The organism is Winogradskyella vincentii (genome assembly GCF_020166345.1).
GTDB lineage: Bacteria > Bacteroidota > Bacteroidia > Flavobacteriales > Flavobacteriaceae > Winogradskyella > Winogradskyella vincentii.
Window position 1 is genome coordinate 45,325 of the sequence record NZ_JAIUJS010000010.1, and the last position, 20,066, is coordinate 65,390.

At 34.8% G+C, this 20,066-nt stretch carries 21 protein-coding genes; 11 read left to right on the forward strand and 10 right to left on the reverse strand.

Features of this window, described 5'->3' with window-relative positions:
• Positions 1–2: 2 nt before the first annotated feature.
• Both LBV24_RS13955 and LBV24_RS13960 read left to right on the forward strand, forming a co-directional pair.
• Positions 3–755 carry an enoyl-CoA hydratase/isomerase family protein gene (locus tag LBV24_RS13955; protein ID WP_224479280.1) on the forward strand — a complete coding sequence of 251 codons (753 nt, stop codon included), beginning with the start codon at positions 3–5 and terminating at the stop codon, positions 753–755.
• Positions 755–1,354, forward strand: coding sequence for an acyltransferase (locus LBV24_RS13960; protein ID WP_224479281.1), 600 nt, complete (start codon positions 755–757; stop codon positions 1,352–1,354). The genes LBV24_RS13955 and LBV24_RS13960 overlap by 1 nt, the downstream gene beginning before the upstream one ends.
• Here the strand turns inward: LBV24_RS13960 and LBV24_RS13965 are convergent, their stop codons facing one another.
• A complete protein-coding gene (locus LBV24_RS13965) occupies positions 1,355–1,828 on the reverse strand; it encodes an Lrp/AsnC family transcriptional regulator (protein ID WP_224479282.1) in 474 nt (157 codons plus the stop codon). It abuts the gene before it with no gap.
• Between the two features lie 168 nt (positions 1,829–1,996).
• Here LBV24_RS13965 and LBV24_RS13970 point away from each other — a divergent pair, with 168 nt between their 5' ends.
• Genes LBV24_RS13970 through LBV24_RS13980 form a run of 3 tightly spaced genes read left to right on the forward strand, consistent with a single transcriptional unit; the run spans position 1,997 to position 6,421 of the window.
• Positions 1,997–3,301 carry a dihydrolipoamide acetyltransferase family protein gene (locus LBV24_RS13970; protein ID WP_394371135.1) on the forward strand — a complete coding sequence of 435 codons (1,305 nt, stop codon included), beginning with the start codon at positions 1,997–1,999 and terminating at the stop codon, positions 3,299–3,301.
• Positions 3,302–3,304: 3 nt separating this feature from the next.
• Entirely contained in the window at positions 3,305–4,372 is a 1,068-nt protein-coding gene (locus LBV24_RS13975; RefSeq protein ID WP_224479283.1) for a branched-chain amino acid aminotransferase, read from the forward strand.
• Positions 4,373–6,421, forward strand: coding sequence for an alpha-ketoacid dehydrogenase subunit alpha/beta (locus LBV24_RS13980; RefSeq protein ID WP_224479284.1), 2,049 nt, complete (start codon positions 4,373–4,375; stop codon positions 6,419–6,421).
• On the opposite strand, the gene LBV24_RS13985 is transcribed toward LBV24_RS13980, so the two are convergent.
• Positions 6,415–7,710 (reverse strand): M20/M25/M40 family metallo-hydrolase, encoded by a 1,296-nt coding sequence (locus LBV24_RS13985; RefSeq protein ID WP_224479285.1) that lies wholly within the window; start codon positions 7,708–7,710, stop codon positions 6,415–6,417. The two genes, LBV24_RS13980 and LBV24_RS13985, sit on opposite strands and share 7 nt — an antisense overlap.
• 174 nt (positions 7,711–7,884) lie before the next feature.
• Between LBV24_RS13985 and LBV24_RS13990 the strand changes: the two genes are divergently transcribed.
• Positions 7,885–8,946 (forward strand): bestrophin family protein, encoded by a 1,062-nt coding sequence (locus LBV24_RS13990; RefSeq protein ID WP_224479286.1) that lies wholly within the window; start codon positions 7,885–7,887, stop codon positions 8,944–8,946.
• 60 nt (positions 8,947–9,006) lie between these two features.
• On the opposite strand, the gene LBV24_RS13995 is transcribed toward LBV24_RS13990, so the two are convergent.
• The 5 genes from LBV24_RS13995 to LBV24_RS14015 all read right to left on the reverse strand — a co-directional run bounded on the left by LBV24_RS13995 (position 9,007) and on the right by LBV24_RS14015 (position 13,858).
• Entirely contained in the window at positions 9,007–9,198 is a 192-nt protein-coding gene (locus LBV24_RS13995) for a cold-shock protein (protein WP_045469316.1), read from the reverse strand.
• A 131-nt stretch (positions 9,199–9,329) separates the two neighbouring features.
• Positions 9,330–11,006: a SulP family inorganic anion transporter gene (locus tag LBV24_RS14000; RefSeq protein WP_224479287.1), complete on the reverse strand. Its 1,677-nt coding sequence runs from the start codon at positions 11,004–11,006 to the stop codon at positions 9,330–9,332.
• Positions 11,007–11,127: 121 nt separating this feature from the next.
• Positions 11,128–11,676: a DUF4136 domain-containing protein gene (locus tag LBV24_RS14005; RefSeq protein ID WP_224479288.1), complete on the reverse strand. Its 549-nt coding sequence runs from the start codon at positions 11,674–11,676 to the stop codon at positions 11,128–11,130.
• Between the two features lie 11 nt (positions 11,677–11,687).
• Complete coding sequence (locus tag LBV24_RS14010; RefSeq protein ID WP_224479289.1) at positions 11,688–13,697, reverse strand: urocanate hydratase; 2,010 nt, start codon at positions 13,695–13,697, stop codon at positions 11,688–11,690.
• Positions 13,697–13,858: a DUF5522 domain-containing protein gene (locus LBV24_RS14015; protein ID WP_181855207.1), complete on the reverse strand. Its 162-nt coding sequence runs from the start codon at positions 13,856–13,858 to the stop codon at positions 13,697–13,699. Before LBV24_RS14015 ends, LBV24_RS14010 begins: the two co-directional genes overlap by 1 nt.
• Before the next feature lie 49 nt (positions 13,859–13,907).
• On the opposite strand from LBV24_RS14015, the gene LBV24_RS14020 reads away from it, so the two are divergent.
• Genes LBV24_RS14020 through hemL form a run of 4 tightly spaced genes read left to right on the forward strand, consistent with a single transcriptional unit; the run spans position 13,908 to position 17,228 of the window.
• A complete protein-coding gene (locus tag LBV24_RS14020; RefSeq protein WP_224479290.1) occupies positions 13,908–14,231 on the forward strand; it encodes a hypothetical protein in 324 nt (107 codons plus the stop codon).
• A 7-nt stretch (positions 14,232–14,238) separates the two neighbouring features.
• On the forward strand, positions 14,239–15,150 hold the full coding sequence (locus tag LBV24_RS14025) for a 1-aminocyclopropane-1-carboxylate deaminase/D-cysteine desulfhydrase (RefSeq protein WP_224479291.1): 912 nt from the start codon (positions 14,239–14,241) through the stop codon (positions 15,148–15,150).
• Positions 15,147–15,938: a glucosaminidase domain-containing protein gene (locus LBV24_RS14030; protein WP_224479292.1), complete on the forward strand. Its 792-nt coding sequence runs from the start codon at positions 15,147–15,149 to the stop codon at positions 15,936–15,938. Before LBV24_RS14025 ends, LBV24_RS14030 begins: the two co-directional genes overlap by 4 nt.
• A 3-nt stretch (positions 15,939–15,941) precedes the next feature.
• Positions 15,942–17,228, forward strand: coding sequence for a glutamate-1-semialdehyde 2,1-aminomutase (gene hemL / locus LBV24_RS14035; RefSeq protein WP_224479293.1), 1,287 nt, complete (start codon positions 15,942–15,944; stop codon positions 17,226–17,228).
• A 48-nt stretch (positions 17,229–17,276) separates the two neighbouring features.
• Here hemL and LBV24_RS14040 read toward each other — a convergent pair whose 3' ends face one another.
• From LBV24_RS14040 to LBV24_RS14050, 3 genes are all read right to left on the reverse strand, one after another.
• Positions 17,277–17,606 carry a hypothetical protein gene (locus LBV24_RS14040; protein WP_224479294.1) on the reverse strand — a complete coding sequence of 110 codons (330 nt, stop codon included), beginning with the start codon at positions 17,604–17,606 and terminating at the stop codon, positions 17,277–17,279.
• Between the two features lie 102 nt (positions 17,607–17,708).
• Positions 17,709–18,146: a hypothetical protein gene (locus tag LBV24_RS14045; RefSeq protein WP_224479295.1), complete on the reverse strand. Its 438-nt coding sequence runs from the start codon at positions 18,144–18,146 to the stop codon at positions 17,709–17,711.
• An 86-nt stretch (positions 18,147–18,232) separates the two neighbouring features.
• Entirely contained in the window at positions 18,233–19,732 is a 1,500-nt protein-coding gene (locus tag LBV24_RS14050; RefSeq protein ID WP_224479296.1) for a hypothetical protein, read from the reverse strand.
• 150 nt (positions 19,733–19,882) lie between these two features.
• Here LBV24_RS14050 and LBV24_RS14055 point away from each other — a divergent pair, with 150 nt between their 5' ends.
• Entirely contained in the window at positions 19,883–20,065 is a 183-nt protein-coding gene (locus LBV24_RS14055) for a hypothetical protein (RefSeq protein WP_224479297.1), read from the forward strand.
• The last annotated feature ends 1 nt before the right edge of the window (position 20,066 follow it).

Genomic DNA, 20,066 nt, shown 5'->3' on the forward strand with positions numbered 1-20,066 from the left:
TTATGGCTGAAGCGTACGTAAAACAAACCATAGAAAATGAAGTAGGGTATATTGAGTTTTTTCATCCTGCTCACAATTCACTACCTAGTGATATACTTGCCAGACTAGCAGATACAATAACCGAAGCTGGACAGAATGATAAGATCAAAGTAATTGTTCTAAAGAGTGGAGGGGACAGAACGTTTTGTGCGGGCGCGAGTTTCAATGAACTTATAAGTATTAATGATGAAGCTACAGGTAAAATATTCTTTTCAGGATTTGCTAATGTCATTAATGCCATGCGAAAATGTCCAAAATTCATAATTGGAAGAGTACAAGGAAAAACCGTTGGTGGAGGTGTTGGTCTTGCATCAGCAACAGATTATTGTATGGCAACAAAATTTGCCTCAATTAAATTGAGTGAGCTTAATGTTGGAATCGGACCGTTTGTTGTTGGTCCAGCTGTTGAAAGAAAGTTAGGTTTAAGTGGAATGTCCCAAATAGCAATAGATGCCAATAGTTTTTATTCAGCAGAATGGGCAAAACAAAAGGGCTTATTCACCCAAGTTTATGAGGCAACTGAGGAACTTGATGATGCGGTTAAGGTATTAGCAGAGAACTTATGTAATTACAATACTGAAGCAATGGCGGAGATGAAGACGATGTTTTGGCAAGGCACTGAAGATTGGGATACCTTATTAGCTGAACGTGCTGCAATTAGTGGTCGATTAGTTTTAAGTGATTTTACAAAAGAGACATTGAAGAGGTTTAAGTAATGATTTACAGTTTTCAAGGATATATTCCTGTTGTTCACAATAGTAGCTTTGTACATCCTTTAGCTGCAGTAACCGGAAACGTAATTATTGGTAAAAACTGTTACATTGGTCCTGGTGCAGCTATAAGAGGAGATTGGGGACAAATCATTTTAGAAGATGGCGTTAACGTTCAAGAAAATTGTACTATACATATGTTTCCTGGCAAGTCTATTACCTTGAAAGAAAGTGCTCATGTTGGACATGGCGCCGTAATTCATGGTGCTAACTTAGGTAAAAATTGTCTTATTGGTATGAATACCGTAATTATGGATGATGCTGAAATAGGTGATGAGTCCATAGTTGGTGCAATGGCTTTTGTAAAGGCAGAAACCAAAATACCTAAACGAAGCTTGGTCGTTGGTAATCCTGCTAAAATTGTTAAGCAAGTGAGCGATGAAATGATAGCATGGAAAACAAAAGGAACACAATTATATCAGCAATTACCAGCTGATTGTTATTCTACACTAAAGGAGGTTGAGCCATTACGAAAAGTTCCAGCTGATAGAAAACTTCAAGATGATGTTTACAAAACACTTCGAGAAACCTTTTCTAAAAAGTAATTAAATATTACTCAAATCAATTTCGTTAGTTTCTTTCCCAGTGGACAAGGTGATAAGACTTTGTACATTTCCTAAATAAGGTAAAAGCGTTAATTTAGAAATTATAAAGTGCTCATATGCTTCTATATCTTCAACAACTAATTTTAATAGATAATCGAAGTTTCCACTTACTCGATGGCACTCAATTATTTCAGGAAAGTTATTTATCTCAGTCACAAATTTTTCAAGGTAGCTACGCGTATGTCCTTGGAGTGTAATGCCTATAAATACCGTAAGCTTAAGACCTATCTTTTTATTGTCTAAGACAGCAACATATTTTTTAATATAACCTTCTCTTTCAAGCTTTTTAATACGCTCAAAAACAGGAGATGTGGTCATGCCTAACTCGTCTGCTATACTTTTGGTTGTTCGATTACTATTATGCTGGAGAATACCCAGTATTTGGGTGTCAATTTTATCCAAATTGTATGCCATAAGAATTTTATTTTGTCTAATCAATAAAACTCAAATATAAAAAGAATAAAAAATTAATAAAACTAAAATATAAAGAAAAATATTCTGTTTTAATTCAATTTAAAAGTTTTTAACACAAGAAAATCATGATATTAAGTATCTTTGATGCTTGTAAAAACCATATTCAAATTGGCTAAAATTGAATTTAAAATGCCCAGATTGGGTGAAAGTATAACTGAAGCAGCTATTATCACATGGTTTAAGGATGTTGGAGACCCTATAGAAGAGGACGAAATGCTGTTAGAAGTTGCGACTGATAAAGTTGATTCTGAGGTGCCATCTAATGTTTCCGGTACTATTGAAGAAATTTTGTTTGAAGCCAATGAGGTCATTAAAATAGGTGATACCATAGCTATTATTGAGAGTAATGGTGAGGCTGTGAATTCGAAACCTAAAAAGAGTGTCATCTCCAAAAAACTAGAATCGTCAAAACCTAAGCAAAAGAAGTCTGTAATTAAACCCCAAACCCTTCAACTGCAAAACACGGAAAAGTTTAGTGTTTCAAATTCTAATACATTCTTCTCTCCATTAATAATTTCAATTGCAAAGGAACATCATATAAGTTTTGAAGAGCTGGCTCGAATACCTGCTACTGGTAAGGAAGGTAGATTACGTAAGAGTGATGTATTTCAATATATTGAAGAGGGTAGACCATATAAATTTGCCCAGTCCGTAACTCAAGATCCAACTGCTTATCGAATTCCTCAATTGACTTTTGATAAGGGTAAGGGTAGGATTGTAGAGATGGATCGCATGCGTCAAATGATAGCAGATCATATGGTGTATTCAAAACACACATCACCACATGTAACTGCTTATGTAGAAGCAGATTTGACCAATGTGGTGACGTGGAGAAATGCAAACAAAAAAGTCTTCCAAGAAAAATATGGCGAGAAGCTCACCTTTACACCATTATTTGTAGAAGCAGTCGCAAAAGCGATTAAAGACTTCCCTGATATAAATGCATCTGTAGATGGGAAAAATATCATTATAAAGGAAGATATTAATGTTGGTATGGCAACGGCATTACCAAGTGGTAATTTAATTGTTCCTGTTGTTAAAAATGCGGATTCAAAGAGTTTATTAGAGCTAGCAAAAGACGTAAACCTATTGGCTTCAAAAGCTCGTGAAAATAAATTACAGGGAGATGATATTAAGGGAAGTACTTTCACTATTTCTAATGTGGGAACATTTGGGAGTGTTATGGGTACACCAATAATAAACCAGCCAGAAGTTGCCATTCTTGCTTTGGGTATTATTAAAAAACGCGCAGAAGTTATCGAAACTGAAAATGGTGACGAAATTGCAATTAGAAGTATGATGTATTTATCACTTTCTTTCGATCACAGAGTTGTAGATGGCTTTTTAGGTGGGAGTTTTGTCCGTCGTGTAGCAGATTATTTTGAACAATTTGATATCAATAGAAAAATATAAGTTATGTCTTATTCAATAAATATTACTAAAGTTGAAAAATCTGGTGTAGACCAATTAGATTTTGATAATATTCCTTTAGGAACAACCTTCACGGACCATATGTTCGTTTGTGATTATGAAAACGGAGTATGGGTTAACCCAAGAATAGAACCTTTAAGACCCGTACCAACACACCCAGCGGCAATGGCATTACATTATGGTCAGGCAATTTTTGAGGGTATGAAAGCCTATAAGGATCCAGAAGGTACACCAATGCTTTTTAGACCAGAACAAAATGCCGCTAGAATGAATAAAAGCGCAGATAGAATGGGTATGCCATTATTTCCTGAAGAATTATTTGTGGAAGGCTTAAGGGAGCTTGTCAGTATAGAAAGAAATTGGATACCACCTCAACAAGGAAGTGCATTGTACCTAAGACCATTTATGTATGCGGACGAACCATTTATTGGTATGAGAGCTGCTACCCATTTTAAATTTATAATAATGGCTTCTCCAGCAGGACCATTTTTCAGTAAACCAATAAAATTATGGGCTGAGAATTTTTTCATTAGAGCAGCACAAGGAGGAACTGGAGAGGCAAAAGCAGCAGGCAATTATGCTGCAGCAATAAGACCTACTGAGTTGGCCAAGTCAAAAGGCTATGATCAGGTTTTATGGTTAGATGCTGATGAGCACATGTTTATCCAAGAAGTTGGAACAATGAATATCTTCTTTAAAATAAATGGTGAATTTATAACGCCAGAATTAGATGGTTCTGTATTACATGGAATAACAAGGGCAAGTGTCATAGAGTTATTAAGAGATATGGGCTATAAGGTCACGGAAAGAAAAATTACTATTCTAGAAATTAGAGAAGCTTCAAAAAATGGCGAACTAGAAGAAGCTTTTGGTACTGGTACTGCAGTTGGTATAGCCTATATACAAGAGATAGGTATGGAAGGTGATACGATTCATGTTTCAACCGAAAATCCAGTAGGAGTAAAAGTCAATGATACCCTTAATGCTATAAAAACTGGACTTATAGAAGATAAGTTTGGTTGGATGAGAAAGGTTCAAAATGAACTCGCTTAAATGAAAAAAGAAATATTAAAGAAAGGCTTTGTAAAACTCTGTACGGCCAAGGCAATGACTGAGTTATATGAGGCTAATTTCAAGCAAGTTTCAAAATATGTGCACGCTACATCAAGAGGTCATGAAGCTGTTCAAATAGCTCTTGGATTACAATTGTTACCTCAAGATTATGCATTTCCTTATTATCGGGATGATGCCATGCTGCTTGCGTTTGGTATGAAACCTTACGATTTAATGTTGCAGCTTTTAGCAAAGAAGGATGATCCGTTTTCTGGAGGTAGGTCCTACTATTCTCACCCTAGTCTAAAGGATGATGACAAACCTAAAATTCCGCATCAATCTTCCGCGACAGGTATGCAAGCCATACCCGCAACAGGAGTTGCCATGGGAATGCAGTATAAGGAATTACAAGGATTGAATGATACCTCGATAGAAAACCCCTTAGTGGTTTGTTCCTTGGGAGATGCATCTGTAACTGAGGGTGAAATTGCTGAAGCATTCCAAATGGCTGCTTTAAAACAAATGCCAATTCTTTATCTTGTTCAAGATAATGGTTGGGACATATCTGCAAATGCCGAAGAAACTAGAGCTCAAAATGCATTTGAATATGCCAAAGGATTTCATGGTCTTGATGCTATAAGTATTGATGGAGCAAATTTTATAGAAAGCTACAATGCTTTAGAGGAAGTAATTGCAACGATTAGAAAAGAAAGAAGACCAATTCTGGTGCATGCAAAAGTGCCGCTATTAAATCATCATACTTCTGGTGTACGTATGGAGTGGTATAGAGATGATTTAGATGAAGCTAAATCTAGAGATCCGTATCCAGTTATTAAAAAGCAGTTATTGGATGCTGGATTTTCAAAACAGGAAGTAAAAAAATTAGAAGAATCAGCTTATAAAAAAGTTGATTCTGATTTTAAAAAAGCTTTAAAAGCTGAAGACCCAAAACCTGAAGATTTATTTACACACGACTTTGTGCCAACACCGATTATTGAAGAAAGTGGTGTGCGTGAACCAGAAGGTGCAGAGAGAGTTGTAATGGTAGATTGCGCTTTGTTTGCCGTAGAGGAGCTAATGCGTGAGCATAAAGAGTGTTTGTTATATGGGCAGGATGTTGGTGGTCGATTAGGAGGAGTTTTTAGAGAGGCTGCAACATTGGCACAGAAATTTGGTGACGATCGTGTGTTTAATACACCAATACAAGAGGCATTTATCGTAGGTTCTACAGTTGGAATGAGTGCCGTTGGATTAAAGCCAATTGTTGAGGTGCAATTTGCAGATTATATTTGGCCAGGATTAAACCAGTTATTTACCGAAGTAAGCCGAAGTTGTTATTTAACAAATGGTAAATGGCCGGTGAGTATGATTCTTAGGGTTCCCATTGGGGCATATGGTAGTGGAGGACCATACCACTCTTCATCAGTAGAGAGTGTTGTTACGAATATTAGAGGGATAAAAATTGCTTACCCTAGTAATGGTGCAGATTTAAAGGGCTTGATGAAAGCAGCTTATCACGATCCTAATCCGGTTGTTATTTTAGAACATAAAGGGTTGTATTGGTCTAAAGTGCCTGGTACAAAAACAGCAACTTCAATTGAGCCTGCGGAAGACTACATTCTGCCATTTGGTAAAGCTTGGGTTCTTCAAGAAATTTGGAAACAAGAAGATGTTGAAACACTCACAATTGTCAGCTATGGCATGGGAGTACATTGGGCATACAATGCATCAGGTGAATTGGGATTGAGAGACCAAATTGAAATCATTGATCTCAGAACTTTGTTTCCTTTGGATGAGGATACTATAATGAAATCTGTAAAGAAAACGGGTAAGTGTTTAGTCGTAACTGAAGAGCCTTCAAATAATAGTTTTGCCAGAGCCTTGGCCGGTAAAATTCAAGAAGAATGTTTCAAGTATTTAGATGGGCCTGTTATGGTTATTGGGAGTGAAAATATGCCAGCTATTCCATTGAATTCTACATTGGAAGAAACGATGATACCTTCAACTGAAAAGGTCAAAGCTAAAATTGAGATGATTTTAGATTATTGATTTATTAATCTATAAATAAGTATAGCTGTTCTTTTAGTTAAGGCTTCGAAAGTGTTGAGATTTACAGTTTCCTCTGGAGTATGTGCACCTGAGCCCATTGTACCAAATCCATCTAAACAATCAACATATTCTGCAACAAATGAAGTGTCTGCAGCGCCACGTTTTCCTGGGTCGTAAGCCAATACCTCTCCTTGATTTAAATCCATGCTTACCGTGTTTAATATGGATAATAGCTTTTTATTTCCTTCGGTAGGTCCCATAGCTGGATAGCTATCTGTAAATGAAATTTCTGCTGAGGTCTGTGGTAAGTTATTCTCAACGATAGCTTTCATTTTTGAACGAGCATCTTCTTTTTGTTCTTCGGAAATAAATCGCAGTCCACCTTTTACGACAGCAGTTTGTGATACAACATTACTTTTCCCAAAGGCATTACCTTTGCTGGTCATTTCATCTAATTCCGTAAATGTACCACCAAGTAATACACCTGGGTTAAAAGTAAGGTATTCTTCGCCTTTTACTGAGGTGTAAAACTCATTTAGTATCCGAGACATTTCAAAAATCGCACCTGCTCCAACACGCTCATTAAATATTCCTGACGAATGTGCGCGTTTACCAGAAACTTCTAATTTCCAGCCGGAAGATCCTCTTCTGGCAACAGTCGCATAGTTAAATCCAGTTGAAGTTTCAAAACCTAAGGCGATATCACTTCGTTTAGCTGCGTTCACTAAATCTTTTCTGCTAATACTTAATGGTTTTCCTGTGCTTTCTTCATCACCCGTAAAGGCAACAATAATTTGAGCATCATTCAATAGGTCATTTTCATGTAATGCTTTTAATGCATATAAAATGATAACATCACCACCTTTCATATCATTTCCGCCTGGTGCATGAGCAATACTATCATTTACCATTTTAAATTCTTGGAAAGGACTGTCTGCCTCAAAAACAGTATCTAGATGTCCTATGAGTAATAGTTTTTTTCCTTTATTACCAGATATTTCGGCAAAGAAGTGCCCAGCTCTATTCATTTCTTCTGGCATTTCAATCCATGAAGTTTCAAAATTGATGTCATCAAAAGCATCCTTAAACACCATACCAACTTTCTTAACACCTTCAGGGTTCATGGTGCCACTATTTATATTAACAACTTTCTTTAAAAAGGAAAGTGCTTCTGAATTGTTTTGCTCAATAGAACTTAAAATTTGCTTTTCTGTTTTTGATAGGTTTTGAGCAAATAAAGCGTGCGAGAATGTTATAAAAAGTAAGTAGAGTAATTGCTGAATTTTCATTTTTATTGTTGTTGACTTTATCCTTTAAAGGTAAAAATTAAAATAATTAATGATGAAAAGTCAAATTATAGAATTTGTATCTTTCTATTTTAAAAAATTACAGGTTGTATTCTCATAGTATTTTGCATGTTTAATGTGCTAAAGGAATAAAATCATTGTACTAATAATTTATAGATGCTAACCAAAAAACGATACTCGGTCAAAGACATGGTCCTTTGGACACGAGGAGAAACTTTAATATATCTTTTATATGCCGGTATAATTACTGTATTATACCATGTTTTTGAATTTACTTTTCTAAATGTCCCATGGACACCAGTGGCTTTAATTGGTACAGCCGTTGCCTTCTTAGTTGGTTTTCAAAACAATTCTGCTTATGGTAGAATATGGGAAGCTAGAAAAATTTGGGGAGCAATAGTGAACACCTCTCGAACTTGGGGAATGAAGATTCAAGATATGGTTACTAATGAGTATTGCGATAAGCCTGTTACCGAAGATGAATTGAAGCAGCATAAAACTAAATTAATATATAGGCATATTGCATGGATGACCGCATTGAGATATGCTATGCGTCAAAGAAAATCTTGGGAGACACAGCATCAGGCTAAAACCAATCAAGAATGGCGAGATATGATTCATATACCAGAAGAAGTATCTACACTCGAAGATAATTTATTAATGTATTTATCTGAAGAAGAAAGAACTTATGTTCTGTCCAAAGGCAATAAGCAAACGGCCTTGTTGTATTTACAGTCTAAACATATTAGAGCCTTAAAGGAAAAGGGACTTATTTGGGAATTTGCTTTTCTAGAGCTTGAGAATATTTTAGAATCATTATTTACACATCAAGGAAAGTCTGAGCGAATTAAAAACTTTCCATATCCGAGGCAATACGCGAGCTTATCACTGTACCTTACAAGAGTATTTGCAATTTTATTGCCATTTGGTCTTATTCCTGAGTTTGCTGAAATTGGTCATTCTATGTCAGATAGTTTTTATTTAATTGGAAAATATTTTATTTGGACAGCAGTACCTTTCTGTGCAATTGTATCATGGGCTTTTCATACCATGGAAAGATTGGCAAGAACAGGTGAAAACCCGTTTGAAGGTGGGCCAAATGATGTGCCTATTTCTACGATAGCAAGAGGTATTGAAATTGATTTAAGGCAAATGTTAGATGAGCAACCAGAGGACATTCCTAGTCAGTTCCCAGAAGAAAAAAACGTTCAGATGTAAGCATTAAAAAAGCCTATCTACAGATAGGCTTTGTTCTTAAAAAGATTGTAAGATATATGCTTATATAACTTTTACATTTACTGCATTTAATCCCTTTTTTCCTTCTGTTAAATCGAATTCTACCTTGTCACCTTCCCTTACTTCATCAACTAAACCAGAAATGTGTACAAAATGATCTTTGTCGCTTCCTTCTTCTGTTATGAATCCAAAACCTTTAGAATCATTAAAAAATTTTACTGTACCAGTACTCATATTAATATATATTAAATTAAAGTGCGAAAGTAATCTAATTAATTGATTTTCAAGTATTTTATATTTTTAATTTCAAATTAAAAAGGTAACTGCCTAAGCCTTAACCTAAAGAGGACACTATTAGGTAAGACTTATAATTTATAATCTGATAATGGTTTGGTAAACTTTTCAGGGTCTTCAGCTAAATAATAGCGAGGATCATCAATTGCTTCAACAATAATATCTTCAAAGATTGGACTACCTTTTCGCAACAAGACTTTACAGTCTTGACTCAGGTGCTTTAGTTTTATTTCCTTGCCTTCAGCCTTGTATTTGTTTACCAAGTTGTATATGGCTTCTAATGCTGAATGATCGCTTATACGAGATTCTACAAAATCAATTTCAACTTTATTGGGATCATTTTTGACATCAAACTTAGAATTGAAATTTTGAATTGAACCAAAAAATAATGGACCCCATATTTCATAGGTTTTTGTTCCATCAGGCTGAATACGCTTGCGTGCTCTAATCATTGTTGCGTTTTTCCAGGCAAATACTAATGCAGAAATAATAACACCAGCAATTACGGCAACTGCTAAATCTTTCCAGACTGTAATTGCTGATACTGCTATTAAAACAATAGCATCTGAAATTGGTATTTTTCTCAGTATTCTAAAACTACTCCACGCAAATGTTCCAATCACCACCATAAACATAACACCTACCAACGCCGCAATAGGAATTTGTTCAATTAATGGTGCTCCGAATAATACAAAGCATAACAATGCTATGGCAGCAACGGCTCCTGAGAGTCTTCCACGTCCTCCTGAATCAACGTTGATAATTGATTGGCCAATCATAGCACAGCCACCCATACCTCCAAAAAGTCCATTAAGCACATTTGCTCCACCTTGGGCTATACATTCTCTGTTACCGTTACCTCTGGTTTCGGTTATCTCATCAACTAGATTTAAAGTCATTAAAGACTCAATTAAACCAACAGCTGCTAAAATGAATGCTGTAGATATTATTAAATCCCAGTGACCAGCTAAAGTGCCAAAAAGGCCAAAAATCTGATCTTGAAAAGTAGGTAAGCCACCTTGTAATCCTTCGCCACCACCTTCTCTAATAAAGCTACCTACTGTGCTCATTTCAATTCCACCAAAGATGGTGATACAAGCAACTGCAATTATTGCAATTAATGCCGCAGGAATCTTTTTTGTTAGTTTTGGCAGTCCATACATAATGCCCATGGTTAAGCCTATGAAGCCCATCATTTTCCAAAAAGGAAAATTAGAAAATAGTGCAGAAAACCATTCGGATGTATTGTTTAGAAATGAAATATCTTTTGGTACAGCGTTTGGAAAAAGTCCAAGCTGAGACAAAAATATGACTATTGCCAATCCATTAACAAATCCCATCATTACTGGATGTGGAATTAATCTAACAAATTTGCCTAGTTTAAAAATACCTGCTAATATCTGAATTCCGCCTACAAATAAAAGGGTGATAAAAAGCCATTGTAAACCAAGATTTTCAATTGGCGCTTCTAACGTCATCCCAACCTCGTTTCCTTTCTGAATCAAGTGTACCATCACTACGGCCATAGCACCTGTTGCGCCAGATATCATACCAGGTCTGCCACCAAATAATGCGGTTACTATACCCATCATAAAAGCACCATATAATCCTACCAGAGGATCTACACCAGCGACAAAGGCAAATGCTACTGCCTCTGGAACTAATGCCAGTGCAACAGTTAATCCTGATAATATATCATTCTTTGGGTTTTGAGTAAAATTCTTTCTTGTAGTTTGGCCAAGTATCATAATAGATGTGCTTAAAAGTCGGCAAAGATAAATTATTTAGAATGAAAGCCTAATTTGTATAGCTATCAAAACAAAAAAGCACCAATAATTGGTGCTTTTCAATACTAGTATTTTTAACGTGTTATTTTTCTGGTGGGAATTGCATCAAAGTTTTCTGAACAAATTCCTTAATGCGAGCCTCTTTCTTCTCAACGTTTTTTGTTACCAAATAACCAGTTCCTGAGCCTTGCCAAATTAATTCCTTCTTAGCGTTATCAATTATATCAATGTAAAGCATACCTTCTGTGCTCGTAGAAACTTGGTTGCCGCCCCAGCCAGGACCCCAGCCCCAGCCACCGTAGCCTCCCCAGCCCCAGCCGCCCCAACCCCAGGCATTGTTATAAACATCTACTCTTTGGGTTGATTTGGTGAACATGCTAACTAACATATCTGGATCTTCTGATTTGGTGTAGCCCTTAGCAAGTAATTCAGTCTCAATAGCTCTCAAGATCCTACGTTTGTCTAAGTCACTGATTTCTGCTTTATCAATACCCGGCTTAAAAAAAGCAAAGGTCTTGTATTGGTCAAAATTTGCTTCTCTATCATAATCTGCTGCAACTCTTACAGAGCTACATGATGTTAAAACAAGAGCAAAAACTAAAATGGGGATAAATTTTAATAATTTTTTCATATCACTTTTTTTTAAATTTTTTCCAATAAACTATCATCAACTGGGTTTGGTAATGTTACTTTTAAGTTTGGTTCGGCTACCATAGCTCTTTTAATCGCGAAAATGGCGCCTTCATTTCGTGCCCAACTTCGTCTTGAAATTCCGTTGTTTACGTCCCAAAATAACATTTGTTTTAAACGTCTTGATGCTTCATTAGTACCATCAAGAACCATACCAAAGCCACCATTAATTACTTCGCCCCATCCAACGCCACCACCATTGTGAATACTTACCCAAGTTGCTCCTCTAAAACTGTCTCCAATCACATTATGAATAGCCATATCTGCTGTGAATCTTGAACCATCATAGATATTACTTGTTTCCCTGTAGGGCGAATCTGTTCCGGAAACGTCATGATGATCTCGGCCCAAAATAACTTCACCAATTTCACCTTTTTTAATTGCCTCATTAAATGCCTCAGCAATTTTTACACGACCTTCAGCATCTGCATATAAAATTCTTGCCTGTGAACCCACAACCAATTTATTTTCTTGAGCTCCTTCAATCCACTTTATATTATCGGCCATTTGTTGCTGAATCTCCTTTGGTGAATTCTGCATTATTTTGTTTAATACATCACAGGCAATTTTATCTGTTTTTTCTAAATCTTCAGGTTTTCCGGATGCACAAACCCATCGGAATGGTCCAAAACCGTAGTCGAAACACATTGGTCCCATTATATCTTGTACATAACTAGGATACTTAAATTCTCTGCCTAATTCACAACCGTCAGATAATACATCTGCTCCAGCTCTTGACGCTTCAAGTAAAAATGCATTTCCGTAATCAAAGAAATAAGTGCCTTTTGCTGTGTGTTTATTTATTGCAGAAGCGTGTCTTCTTAATGCTTCTTGTACTTTCTCTTTAAATTTCACAGGATCACTTGCCATCATATCATTGGCTTCGTCAAATGATAATCCAACAGGATAGTAACCTCCAGCCCAAGGATTATGCAATGATGTTTGGTCGCTTCCTAAGTCGATATGAACATTTGCTTCATCAAATTTTTCCCATACATCAACAACATTACCTAAATATGCAATTGAAACGGTTTCATTTTTCTCTTTTGCATGTTCCACTCTATACACCAATTCATCAAGATCAGTAATTTTTTCATCTATCCAACCTTGATCCAATCTAACTTTTGTGATTTTAGGATTTACTTCTGCACAGACTGTGATGCATCCGGCAATATTACCCGCTTTTGGTTGAGCTCCAGACATACCGCCAAGGCCAGATGTAACGAATAAGTTTCCTTTTGATGATTTTCCAATTTTTCTAAATCCGTTTAATACTGTAATTGTGGTACCATGTACAATACCTTGTGGTCCAATGTACATGTAGCTTCCGGCTGTCATTTGGCCATACTGTGTTACACCAAGCGCATTATACTTTTCCCAATCATCAGGCTTAGAATAATTTGGTATCATCATACCATTTGTAACAACAACGCGTGGTGCGTCTTTATGAGAAGGGAATAAACCCATTGGATGACCAGAATACATAACCAGTGTTTGCTCGTCATTCATCTCTGCCAGATATTTCATTGTTAATCTATATTGTGCCCAATTTGAAAAAACACCACCATTTCCACCATAGGTAATTAGCTCATGAGGATGCTGCGCGACTGCATAATCTAAATTATTTTGAATCATAAGCATTATACCAGCGGCTTGTTTAGACTTTGCTGGATATTCATCAATTGGTCTGGCGTACATTTTATAGTCTGGACGCAGTCTATACATGTAAATACGGCCGTAAGTATCTAGTTCATTTTTAAATTCCGGGAGTAATGTTGCATGATGCTTTTTATCAAAATAGCGCAGGGCATTTTTTAAGGCTAATTTTTCTTCTTGATCAGATAAAATAGCTTTTCGCTTTGGAGCGTGATTTATTTTTGTGTCATATGGTTTTTGCTCAGGTAATTGCTCTGGAATTCCCTCCAATATCTGGTCTTTGAATGATGTTTTAGTTGTTTGCATTACTTAGTTTTTAAAGCATCCTTGTTAAAACCGTACGGACAATGTCTGCATCCACTTTCGCAACAATATCCTCTTTTAAGATGATATTGTTCGGTAAAGCAACGGTATCCTTCTGGCGTTAAATAATAATCACCTTCTTCTATTGGGACATATTTCTTCATCTTAAACAAAGATAATGTAAATTGGTGTGATTTTTGAAGTCTATAACTTGTGATTCTAATTTCAAAATATATAGTACCAAGAGGTTATTTAGGAATAACCTTATTTCCTTTTATGTTATTGAAAAACAAAGCGTTATCAAAAAACAGTGTTTTGATTAATCATGAAAAAATTCATTTAAAACAACAGCTGGAATTGTTGGTGATCCCATTCTTTATTTTATATGGATTAGAATTTGTTATTCGTTTAATAAAACACAGAAATTGGCATTTGGCTTACAAAAACATTTCATTTGAAAGGGAAGCATATATAAATGAAAGTAATTTTGACTATATAAGAAATAGGAAGAATTGGAGTTTTATGAATTATTTTTGACAACTATATGCAAGCCAATAAGACTTCAAGAATTCAAGAAATATTACTCAGTAACGACAAGGATATAAGCTTGTTTATAAAACGAGAGGACGAACTACATCCTTTTATTTCAGGAAATAAATATAGGAAGCTCAAATACAATTTAATTGAGGCTAAAAATCAAGAAAAGAATACTATTCTGAGTTTTGGTGGCGCTTTTTCAAATCATATTGCGGCTATAGCATATGCTTCTGAGATTAATGGATTTAATTCGGTTGGTGTTATAAGGGGAGAAGAATTGGTTGATAAAATTGAATCCAATCCAACTTTGAAGTTTGCAAAATCTTGCGGAATGAAATTCTTTTTTGTTAGTAGAGAAACATATAGAAATAAGAATGACCAATCGTTTATTAAAGAATTACAAAATAGATTTGGAGATTTTTATTTGGTACCTGAAGGAGGAACTAATGAACTTGCTATTAAAGGTTGTGAGGAAATTTTGAAACAAGAAGATAGAAATTTCAATTTTATATGTACTTCTGTTGGTACAGGTGGAACAATATCTGGATTGGTAAATGCATCTGATACTAATCAAAAAATATTAGGTTTTCCGGCGTTAAAAGGTGATTTTTTAAAGGAAGATATTCGTAAATTTGCCAATCAAAAAAACTGGGAGTTGATTACCGATTATCATTTTGGTGGATATGGAAAAATAAAGCCAGAATTAATTACGTTTATTAATAGTTTTAAAGACAAATTTGGTATTCCGTTAGATCCAATATATACAGGAAAAATGATGTATGGGATTTTTGATTTGATAGGTAAAGATTTTTTCCCCAAGAATTCTAGAATTCTTGCTATCCATACAGGCGGTTTACAGGGGATAAAAGGTATGAATATTAGATTAAAACAGAAGAACTTACCATTGATTAAAGTATGAAAAAAGGTATAAAATATATTGCTATAATACTTTTTGTTTTTGGTTGTGGGCCAAAAAAGGGGATAGTGACTAAGAAAAAGGACGATAATGAAAAAACAGTAGTAGTTACTTCAGATTCTGAGAAGGACAATGATTCTAATAAAGAATTAGTATCTAAACCACTTAGCTCGGTTGATGCCTACATCTCAAAATATGCGTCTATAGCTAAAGCTGAAATGCAAGAATCAAAAATACCAGCAAGTATAACACTGGCTCAGGGAATTTTAGAATCAGGTTCTGGCAAAGGCAGGTTGGCAGTAGAGGCAAATAACCATTTTGGTATAAAGTGCCATGGATGGAAAGGGGCAAAGATTTATCATGATGACGATAGGTCTCAAGAATGTTTCAGAAAATATCAAAAGGCAGAATTATCATACAGAGATCATTCAGAGTTTTTAACAGGCAGAAAACGATATTCAAAATTGTTTCAGCTAAAACCAGATGATTATAAAGGCTGGGCAAAAGGTTTGAGAGTAGCTGGTTATGCCACAGATAGAAGGTATCCCCAAAAACTCATTAGTTTGATTGAACGCTATGAGCTCTATAGGTATGATGATGAGGTTCTAGGTGGCAAAACACCAAGACGAGTAATGGTAAACAGTGGTATTACATTTCATATAGTAGAGAAGGGAGATACGCTTTATTCGCTTTCTAGACGATATAAAACAACTGTAGACGCTATTAGAGGATTGAATAATTTAGATTCTAATGATTTGACCATTGGTCAAGAGCTTAAAATTCCAAATTAAAATATGTTATATCAAAGAAGTAGTGCACTTTTTAAGGAAGCAAAGACCGTAATTCCTGGTGGAGTAAATTCTCCTGTAAGGGCATTTAATGCAGTTGGTGGTACACCAATTTTTGCGAAAGAAGCCAAAGGTGCTTATGTGTATGATGAAGATGGCAACCGGTTTATAGATTATATTAATTCTTGGGGCCCAATGTTACTGGGTCATGCATTTCCACCTGTTGTAAACGCGGTGATTGAAAAAACAAAACAGGGGACTTCGTTTGGAATGCCAACTGAATTAGAAACCAAGATTGCAAAGTTGGCTGTCTCTATGGTACCAAATATTGACAAGATTAGATTTGTGAATTCCGGTACAGAGGCATGTATGAGCGCAATAAGGTTGGCGAGAGGTTATACTAAAAGAGATAAGATTATAAAATTTGCTGGTTGTTACCATGGCCATAGTGATTCATTTTTAATTGCGGCTGGAAGTGGTGCTACAACATTTGGCACACCAAATAGTCCAGGTGTAACTCAAGGCACAGCAAAGGATACTTTATTGGCAAGGTATAATGATTTATCAAGTGTTGAGGAACTGGTCGATGCCAATACAGATGAAATAGCAGTAATAATAATTGAGCCAGTAGCAGGTAATATGGGTTGTATTCCTCCTAAAGAGGGATTTTTAGAAGGATTAAGAGATATATGCAACGCGAATGGGATCCTTCTCATATTTGATGAGGTAATGACAGGCTTTAGATTAGCAAAAGGAGGAGTACAAGAGCTTAAAGGCGTTGATGCTGATATTGTTTGTTTTGGCAAAGTAGTTGGTGGAGGTTTGCCTGTAGGTGCATTTGCATCTCGCAACGAAATTATGGATGTACTTGCTCCAATTGGGCCAGTATATCAGGCAGGTACTTTAAGCGGAAATCCATTAGCAATGGCTGCTGGTTATGCAATGCTTAAGGCCATTGAGACCGATAAAGGATTGATGAATCGATTAGAAGAGAAAACAAAATATTTGCATACTGGTATAACTGAGGCTTTAAGCAAAAATAATGTTACACATACCATAAATAGAATTGGTAGTATGATTTCAGTACATTTTGCCGAAGATGAAGTTGTAGATTTTGAAACATCTGCTAAGGGTGATAACGACACCTTCAGGGCGTTTTTTCATGGCATGTTAGAAAGAGGTATTTATATTGCGCCAAGTGCCTTTGAAACTTGGTTTATTACAGATGCATTAACATACCAAGATTTAAATGAAACTATCTCTGCTGTTGAAGAGATTGCAAAAACACTATAAAAAAAGCCTTGCAATTTGCAAGGCTTTATGTTTAGTTTTCAACCGAAATTATTCCTTCGGAAATTCTTTGTAACGTAAATATTGCTCTTCAGATAAAATTGCTTGCATTTTATCTTCAAGTAATGAATTAATTTTTTCTCTCACACCTTCTTCTACATTTGCCACATTTTTAAGATCTAAAGTAGCTTGCATATATTCTTTGTATGCCGCATATACTTGGTCTTCTTGTTCTTCATCAAATTTTATGAACTTTCTTAGTTTTTCAGTTATTTCTGATGCTTTTTCATTTACCGTAATAATACTAGTTTGAGCCATCAATGATTGTGATCCAAAAAACATTGCTAGAGCGAAAAAACAAAGGGTGATTACCTTTTTCATGTTGATTAATTAATTATTTGAGCCTAAAATAACAATTTTATTTAATTAAATAAAAAAGTATCGCCTAAGCGATACTTTTTACAGTAAAAAAAGGATTCGACATTATTTTCTTTTGGCGCGTTTGTTTCTTCTTTGGTGTCTTCTAGGTTTCATTTTTTCAAACTTTGCATATTGCTCTTCAGTTAGAATATCCTTCATTTTTTGTTTCATTTCAATTTTACTATCTAACCTTGCATTTTGCATCTTCAAAAATTCTTCTTTTGAAGGTTTACCTTTTTCTTCTTTGTTTTGATGCTCCTCTCTTTTGTTTTGTCTGTCAACTGCTTGCTCAAGGAGAATCGATTCTACTTTCTTTTGTTGCTTATCTGTTAAATCTAGTTTTAACGTCAATTTTTTAGTTTTAAGATTTGCAACTTCTTCAGGAGTCAAATCTTTCATAATTTCTTTCCTGTGGTCATTTCCCTTTCTCTCTTGTCGTCGGTCTTGTGCAGTAGCGCTCAATGTTAAGAATGCTATAGCAATTACTATTAAGTTTTTCATTTTTAATTGTTTTAAGTTACATCCATAAGACTACCTAAAAATGGTTTAGTTTAAATGAAAAAATAGTTTTAACAATAAATTTAACATTAGGCTGTTTTTATAAATGATAGTGTTGTTGGGTAAAGTTCTGAGTCGTCTAATTTGCACTTCAGCCAGGCATAAGAACTCATTACAAAAATATCTTCTTTATAAACGGTCGTCCATGTAAATGCGTTTTCAATTTTGTTTTTCATCTGTTTTGTTGAGAAACCATGTGGATTTTTATAAAACTGCTCTGAAAAGTTTAGGAAGGTTAAAATTCTTGTTTGTTTAATTTCGGTTAGATATTTTTTGTAACGACGTCTAAAGCTTTTCAATCGAGAGTACAATAGATCTTCTTCTTTGAGCTCGATGTAAAGAAGTATTTCTGCAACATTTTTTTTAATTACCCAATCAATACCTGCCTTTTCAATATACCATTGATCTGTATGGTAGAATTTAGATAAAACAGATCTGGTACTAATTAAATCTCCGTTTTGAAAGTAAAACATCAAAAGCGATAAGTGTAAGTCAAGTAACGCTTCAATGTCTTGATGCTTTTTCGAAATTATCTGTTCTACTAATTTAATTGCATTTTGTTGGTTGTTGGTATAATTGAGATTTAAGGCCTCGATCAAAACTTTCTTTAGAATAAAGTCTTTATAATGCTTTCCTTTTTTAAGTAACATGAGTTCTTGCATCTCTTGAAGGAAATTCAAAGACTCTTCAAATTTTTTATTCCTAAAGAGGGTGTTGGCAATGATATATACAATTTGAATTTGATAGTAAAGTTGCTTGTCCGTATCCTTCTTTTGCTTTAAAATGGAATAGCTTTTGAGCACAAAATCTTCAATTTGATAATATTTTGTGGTGACTAAGGCAGAGATGTTGGCAATGGCTAAAATCTGATATAAAGACTTAAAGGATAGGGATTCATTAAGCCCAATATTGTGTTGTTGAAGTATGGTTTGTAATTCAGATTCAAAATCTATAACCTCACCTCTATAATTTATGGAGTTTAATAAGGAAGTTAGCTTAGCATAAACAATATTTAATTGATCTTCTAATTGATGCTTTTTCTGATTTTCACTTTGTTTCATTATGAGTTCTTCTAAGCTTATTTTAGAATAATAGGGAGCATATTGAATTTTTGTGTGGTAGATTTCATTAAGGATAGGGAATAGCGAATTTTCATCAGCAACCTTTTCGGCTTTATCTAATATTCTATAAGCAACATCATAGTTTTTTTGCAGCAAAAAGGTGCGTGAAGCCAAAATGTATTTAATAATCTCCATGTCAATTGAGTTTTCATCCTCAAGATTATTGTTGGCTATAAAATCTATGATGGACTGAAACAATCGTTTCCTTAAAGCGTGATATGCGTTGCATTGCTCTACATTATATAGTTGTCTGCAGATTTCTTTTGAGCTGAGTTCTTCATTGCTCAGCGCTTTAAAAAGTTGAATGTTTTTTGTGTCCTTCCGTTTGTTTTTACTTTCTAAATAAGTAATGAATCTTTGCTGATCGTCGGAGTTGAAAGTATTTATAATTGAATTTAAAGCAATCATTATATCGTCATAAATTATTTATAAATAGCTATAAATATCTGTATAAAATTAATAATAAAATAAAATATATCGTCATAAATAAACAATTATTTGTTTTTAATGCTAACTGAAGTATTGCAATTTTGATTTGTAATTATCAAAACAATTTATATGAAAACTAATGCAGAATTTAAGAAAAGAGTTGGCGTTAAATTAGCCTTGTTTTTTATTGCACTAGTGCTTTTAACAATGTATTCAAAATCTATTTCAAATTACGTTTTAGATACATACAATGATAAGTTAGAGTTGGTAGCTAATCGCACGACAAATAATGTTAACTGGATTAGATACTAGT

Excerpts from the sequence above, each read along its gene's own strand:
- LBV24_RS14040 (WP_224479294.1), bottom strand. The coding sequence starts at position 17,606 with ATGAAAAAGGTAATCACCCTTTGTTTTTTCGCTCTAGCAATGTTTTTT.
- LBV24_RS14030 (WP_224479292.1), top strand. The coding sequence starts at position 15,147 with ATGAAAAAAGGTATAAAATATATTGCTATAATACTTTTTGTTTTTGGT.
- LBV24_RS13995 (WP_045469316.1), bottom strand. The coding sequence starts at position 9,198 with ATGAGTACTGGTACAGTAAAATTTTTTAATGATTCTAAAGGTTTTGGA.
- LBV24_RS13955 (WP_224479280.1), top strand. The coding sequence starts at position 3 with ATGGCTGAAGCGTACGTAAAACAAACCATAGAAAATGAAGTAGGGTAT.
- LBV24_RS13975 (WP_224479283.1), top strand. The coding sequence starts at position 3,305 with ATGTCTTATTCAATAAATATTACTAAAGTTGAAAAATCTGGTGTAGAC.
- LBV24_RS13960 (WP_224479281.1), top strand. The coding sequence starts at position 755 with ATGATTTACAGTTTTCAAGGATATATTCCTGTTGTTCACAATAGTAGC.
- LBV24_RS14045 (WP_224479295.1), bottom strand. The coding sequence starts at position 18,146 with ATGAAAAACTTAATAGTAATTGCTATAGCATTCTTAACATTGAGCGCT.
- LBV24_RS14025 (WP_224479291.1), top strand. The coding sequence starts at position 14,239 with ATGCAAGCCAATAAGACTTCAAGAATTCAAGAAATATTACTCAGTAAC.
- LBV24_RS13990 (WP_224479286.1), top strand. The coding sequence starts at position 7,885 with ATGCTAACCAAAAAACGATACTCGGTCAAAGACATGGTCCTTTGGACA.
- LBV24_RS14005 (WP_224479288.1), bottom strand. The coding sequence starts at position 11,676 with ATGAAAAAATTATTAAAATTTATCCCCATTTTAGTTTTTGCTCTTGTT.
- hemL (WP_224479293.1), top strand. The coding sequence starts at position 15,942 with ATGTTATATCAAAGAAGTAGTGCACTTTTTAAGGAAGCAAAGACCGTA.
- LBV24_RS13965 (WP_224479282.1), bottom strand. The coding sequence starts at position 1,828 with ATGGCATACAATTTGGATAAAATTGACACCCAAATACTGGGTATTCTC.
- LBV24_RS14000 (WP_224479287.1), bottom strand. The coding sequence starts at position 11,006 with ATGATACTTGGCCAAACTACAAGAAAGAATTTTACTCAAAACCCAAAG.
- LBV24_RS14010 (WP_224479289.1), bottom strand. The coding sequence starts at position 13,697 with ATGCAAACAACTAAAACATCATTCAAAGACCAGATATTGGAGGGAATT.
- LBV24_RS14055 (WP_224479297.1), top strand. The coding sequence starts at position 19,883 with ATGAAAACTAATGCAGAATTTAAGAAAAGAGTTGGCGTTAAATTAGCC.
- LBV24_RS13980 (WP_224479284.1), top strand. The coding sequence starts at position 4,373 with ATGAAAAAAGAAATATTAAAGAAAGGCTTTGTAAAACTCTGTACGGCC.
- LBV24_RS14050 (WP_224479296.1), bottom strand. The coding sequence starts at position 19,732 with ATGATTGCTTTAAATTCAATTATAAATACTTTCAACTCCGACGATCAG.
- LBV24_RS14015 (WP_181855207.1), bottom strand. The coding sequence starts at position 13,858 with ATGAAGAAATATGTCCCAATAGAAGAAGGTGATTATTATTTAACGCCA.
- LBV24_RS13985 (WP_224479285.1), bottom strand. The coding sequence starts at position 7,710 with ATGAAAATTCAGCAATTACTCTACTTACTTTTTATAACATTCTCGCAC.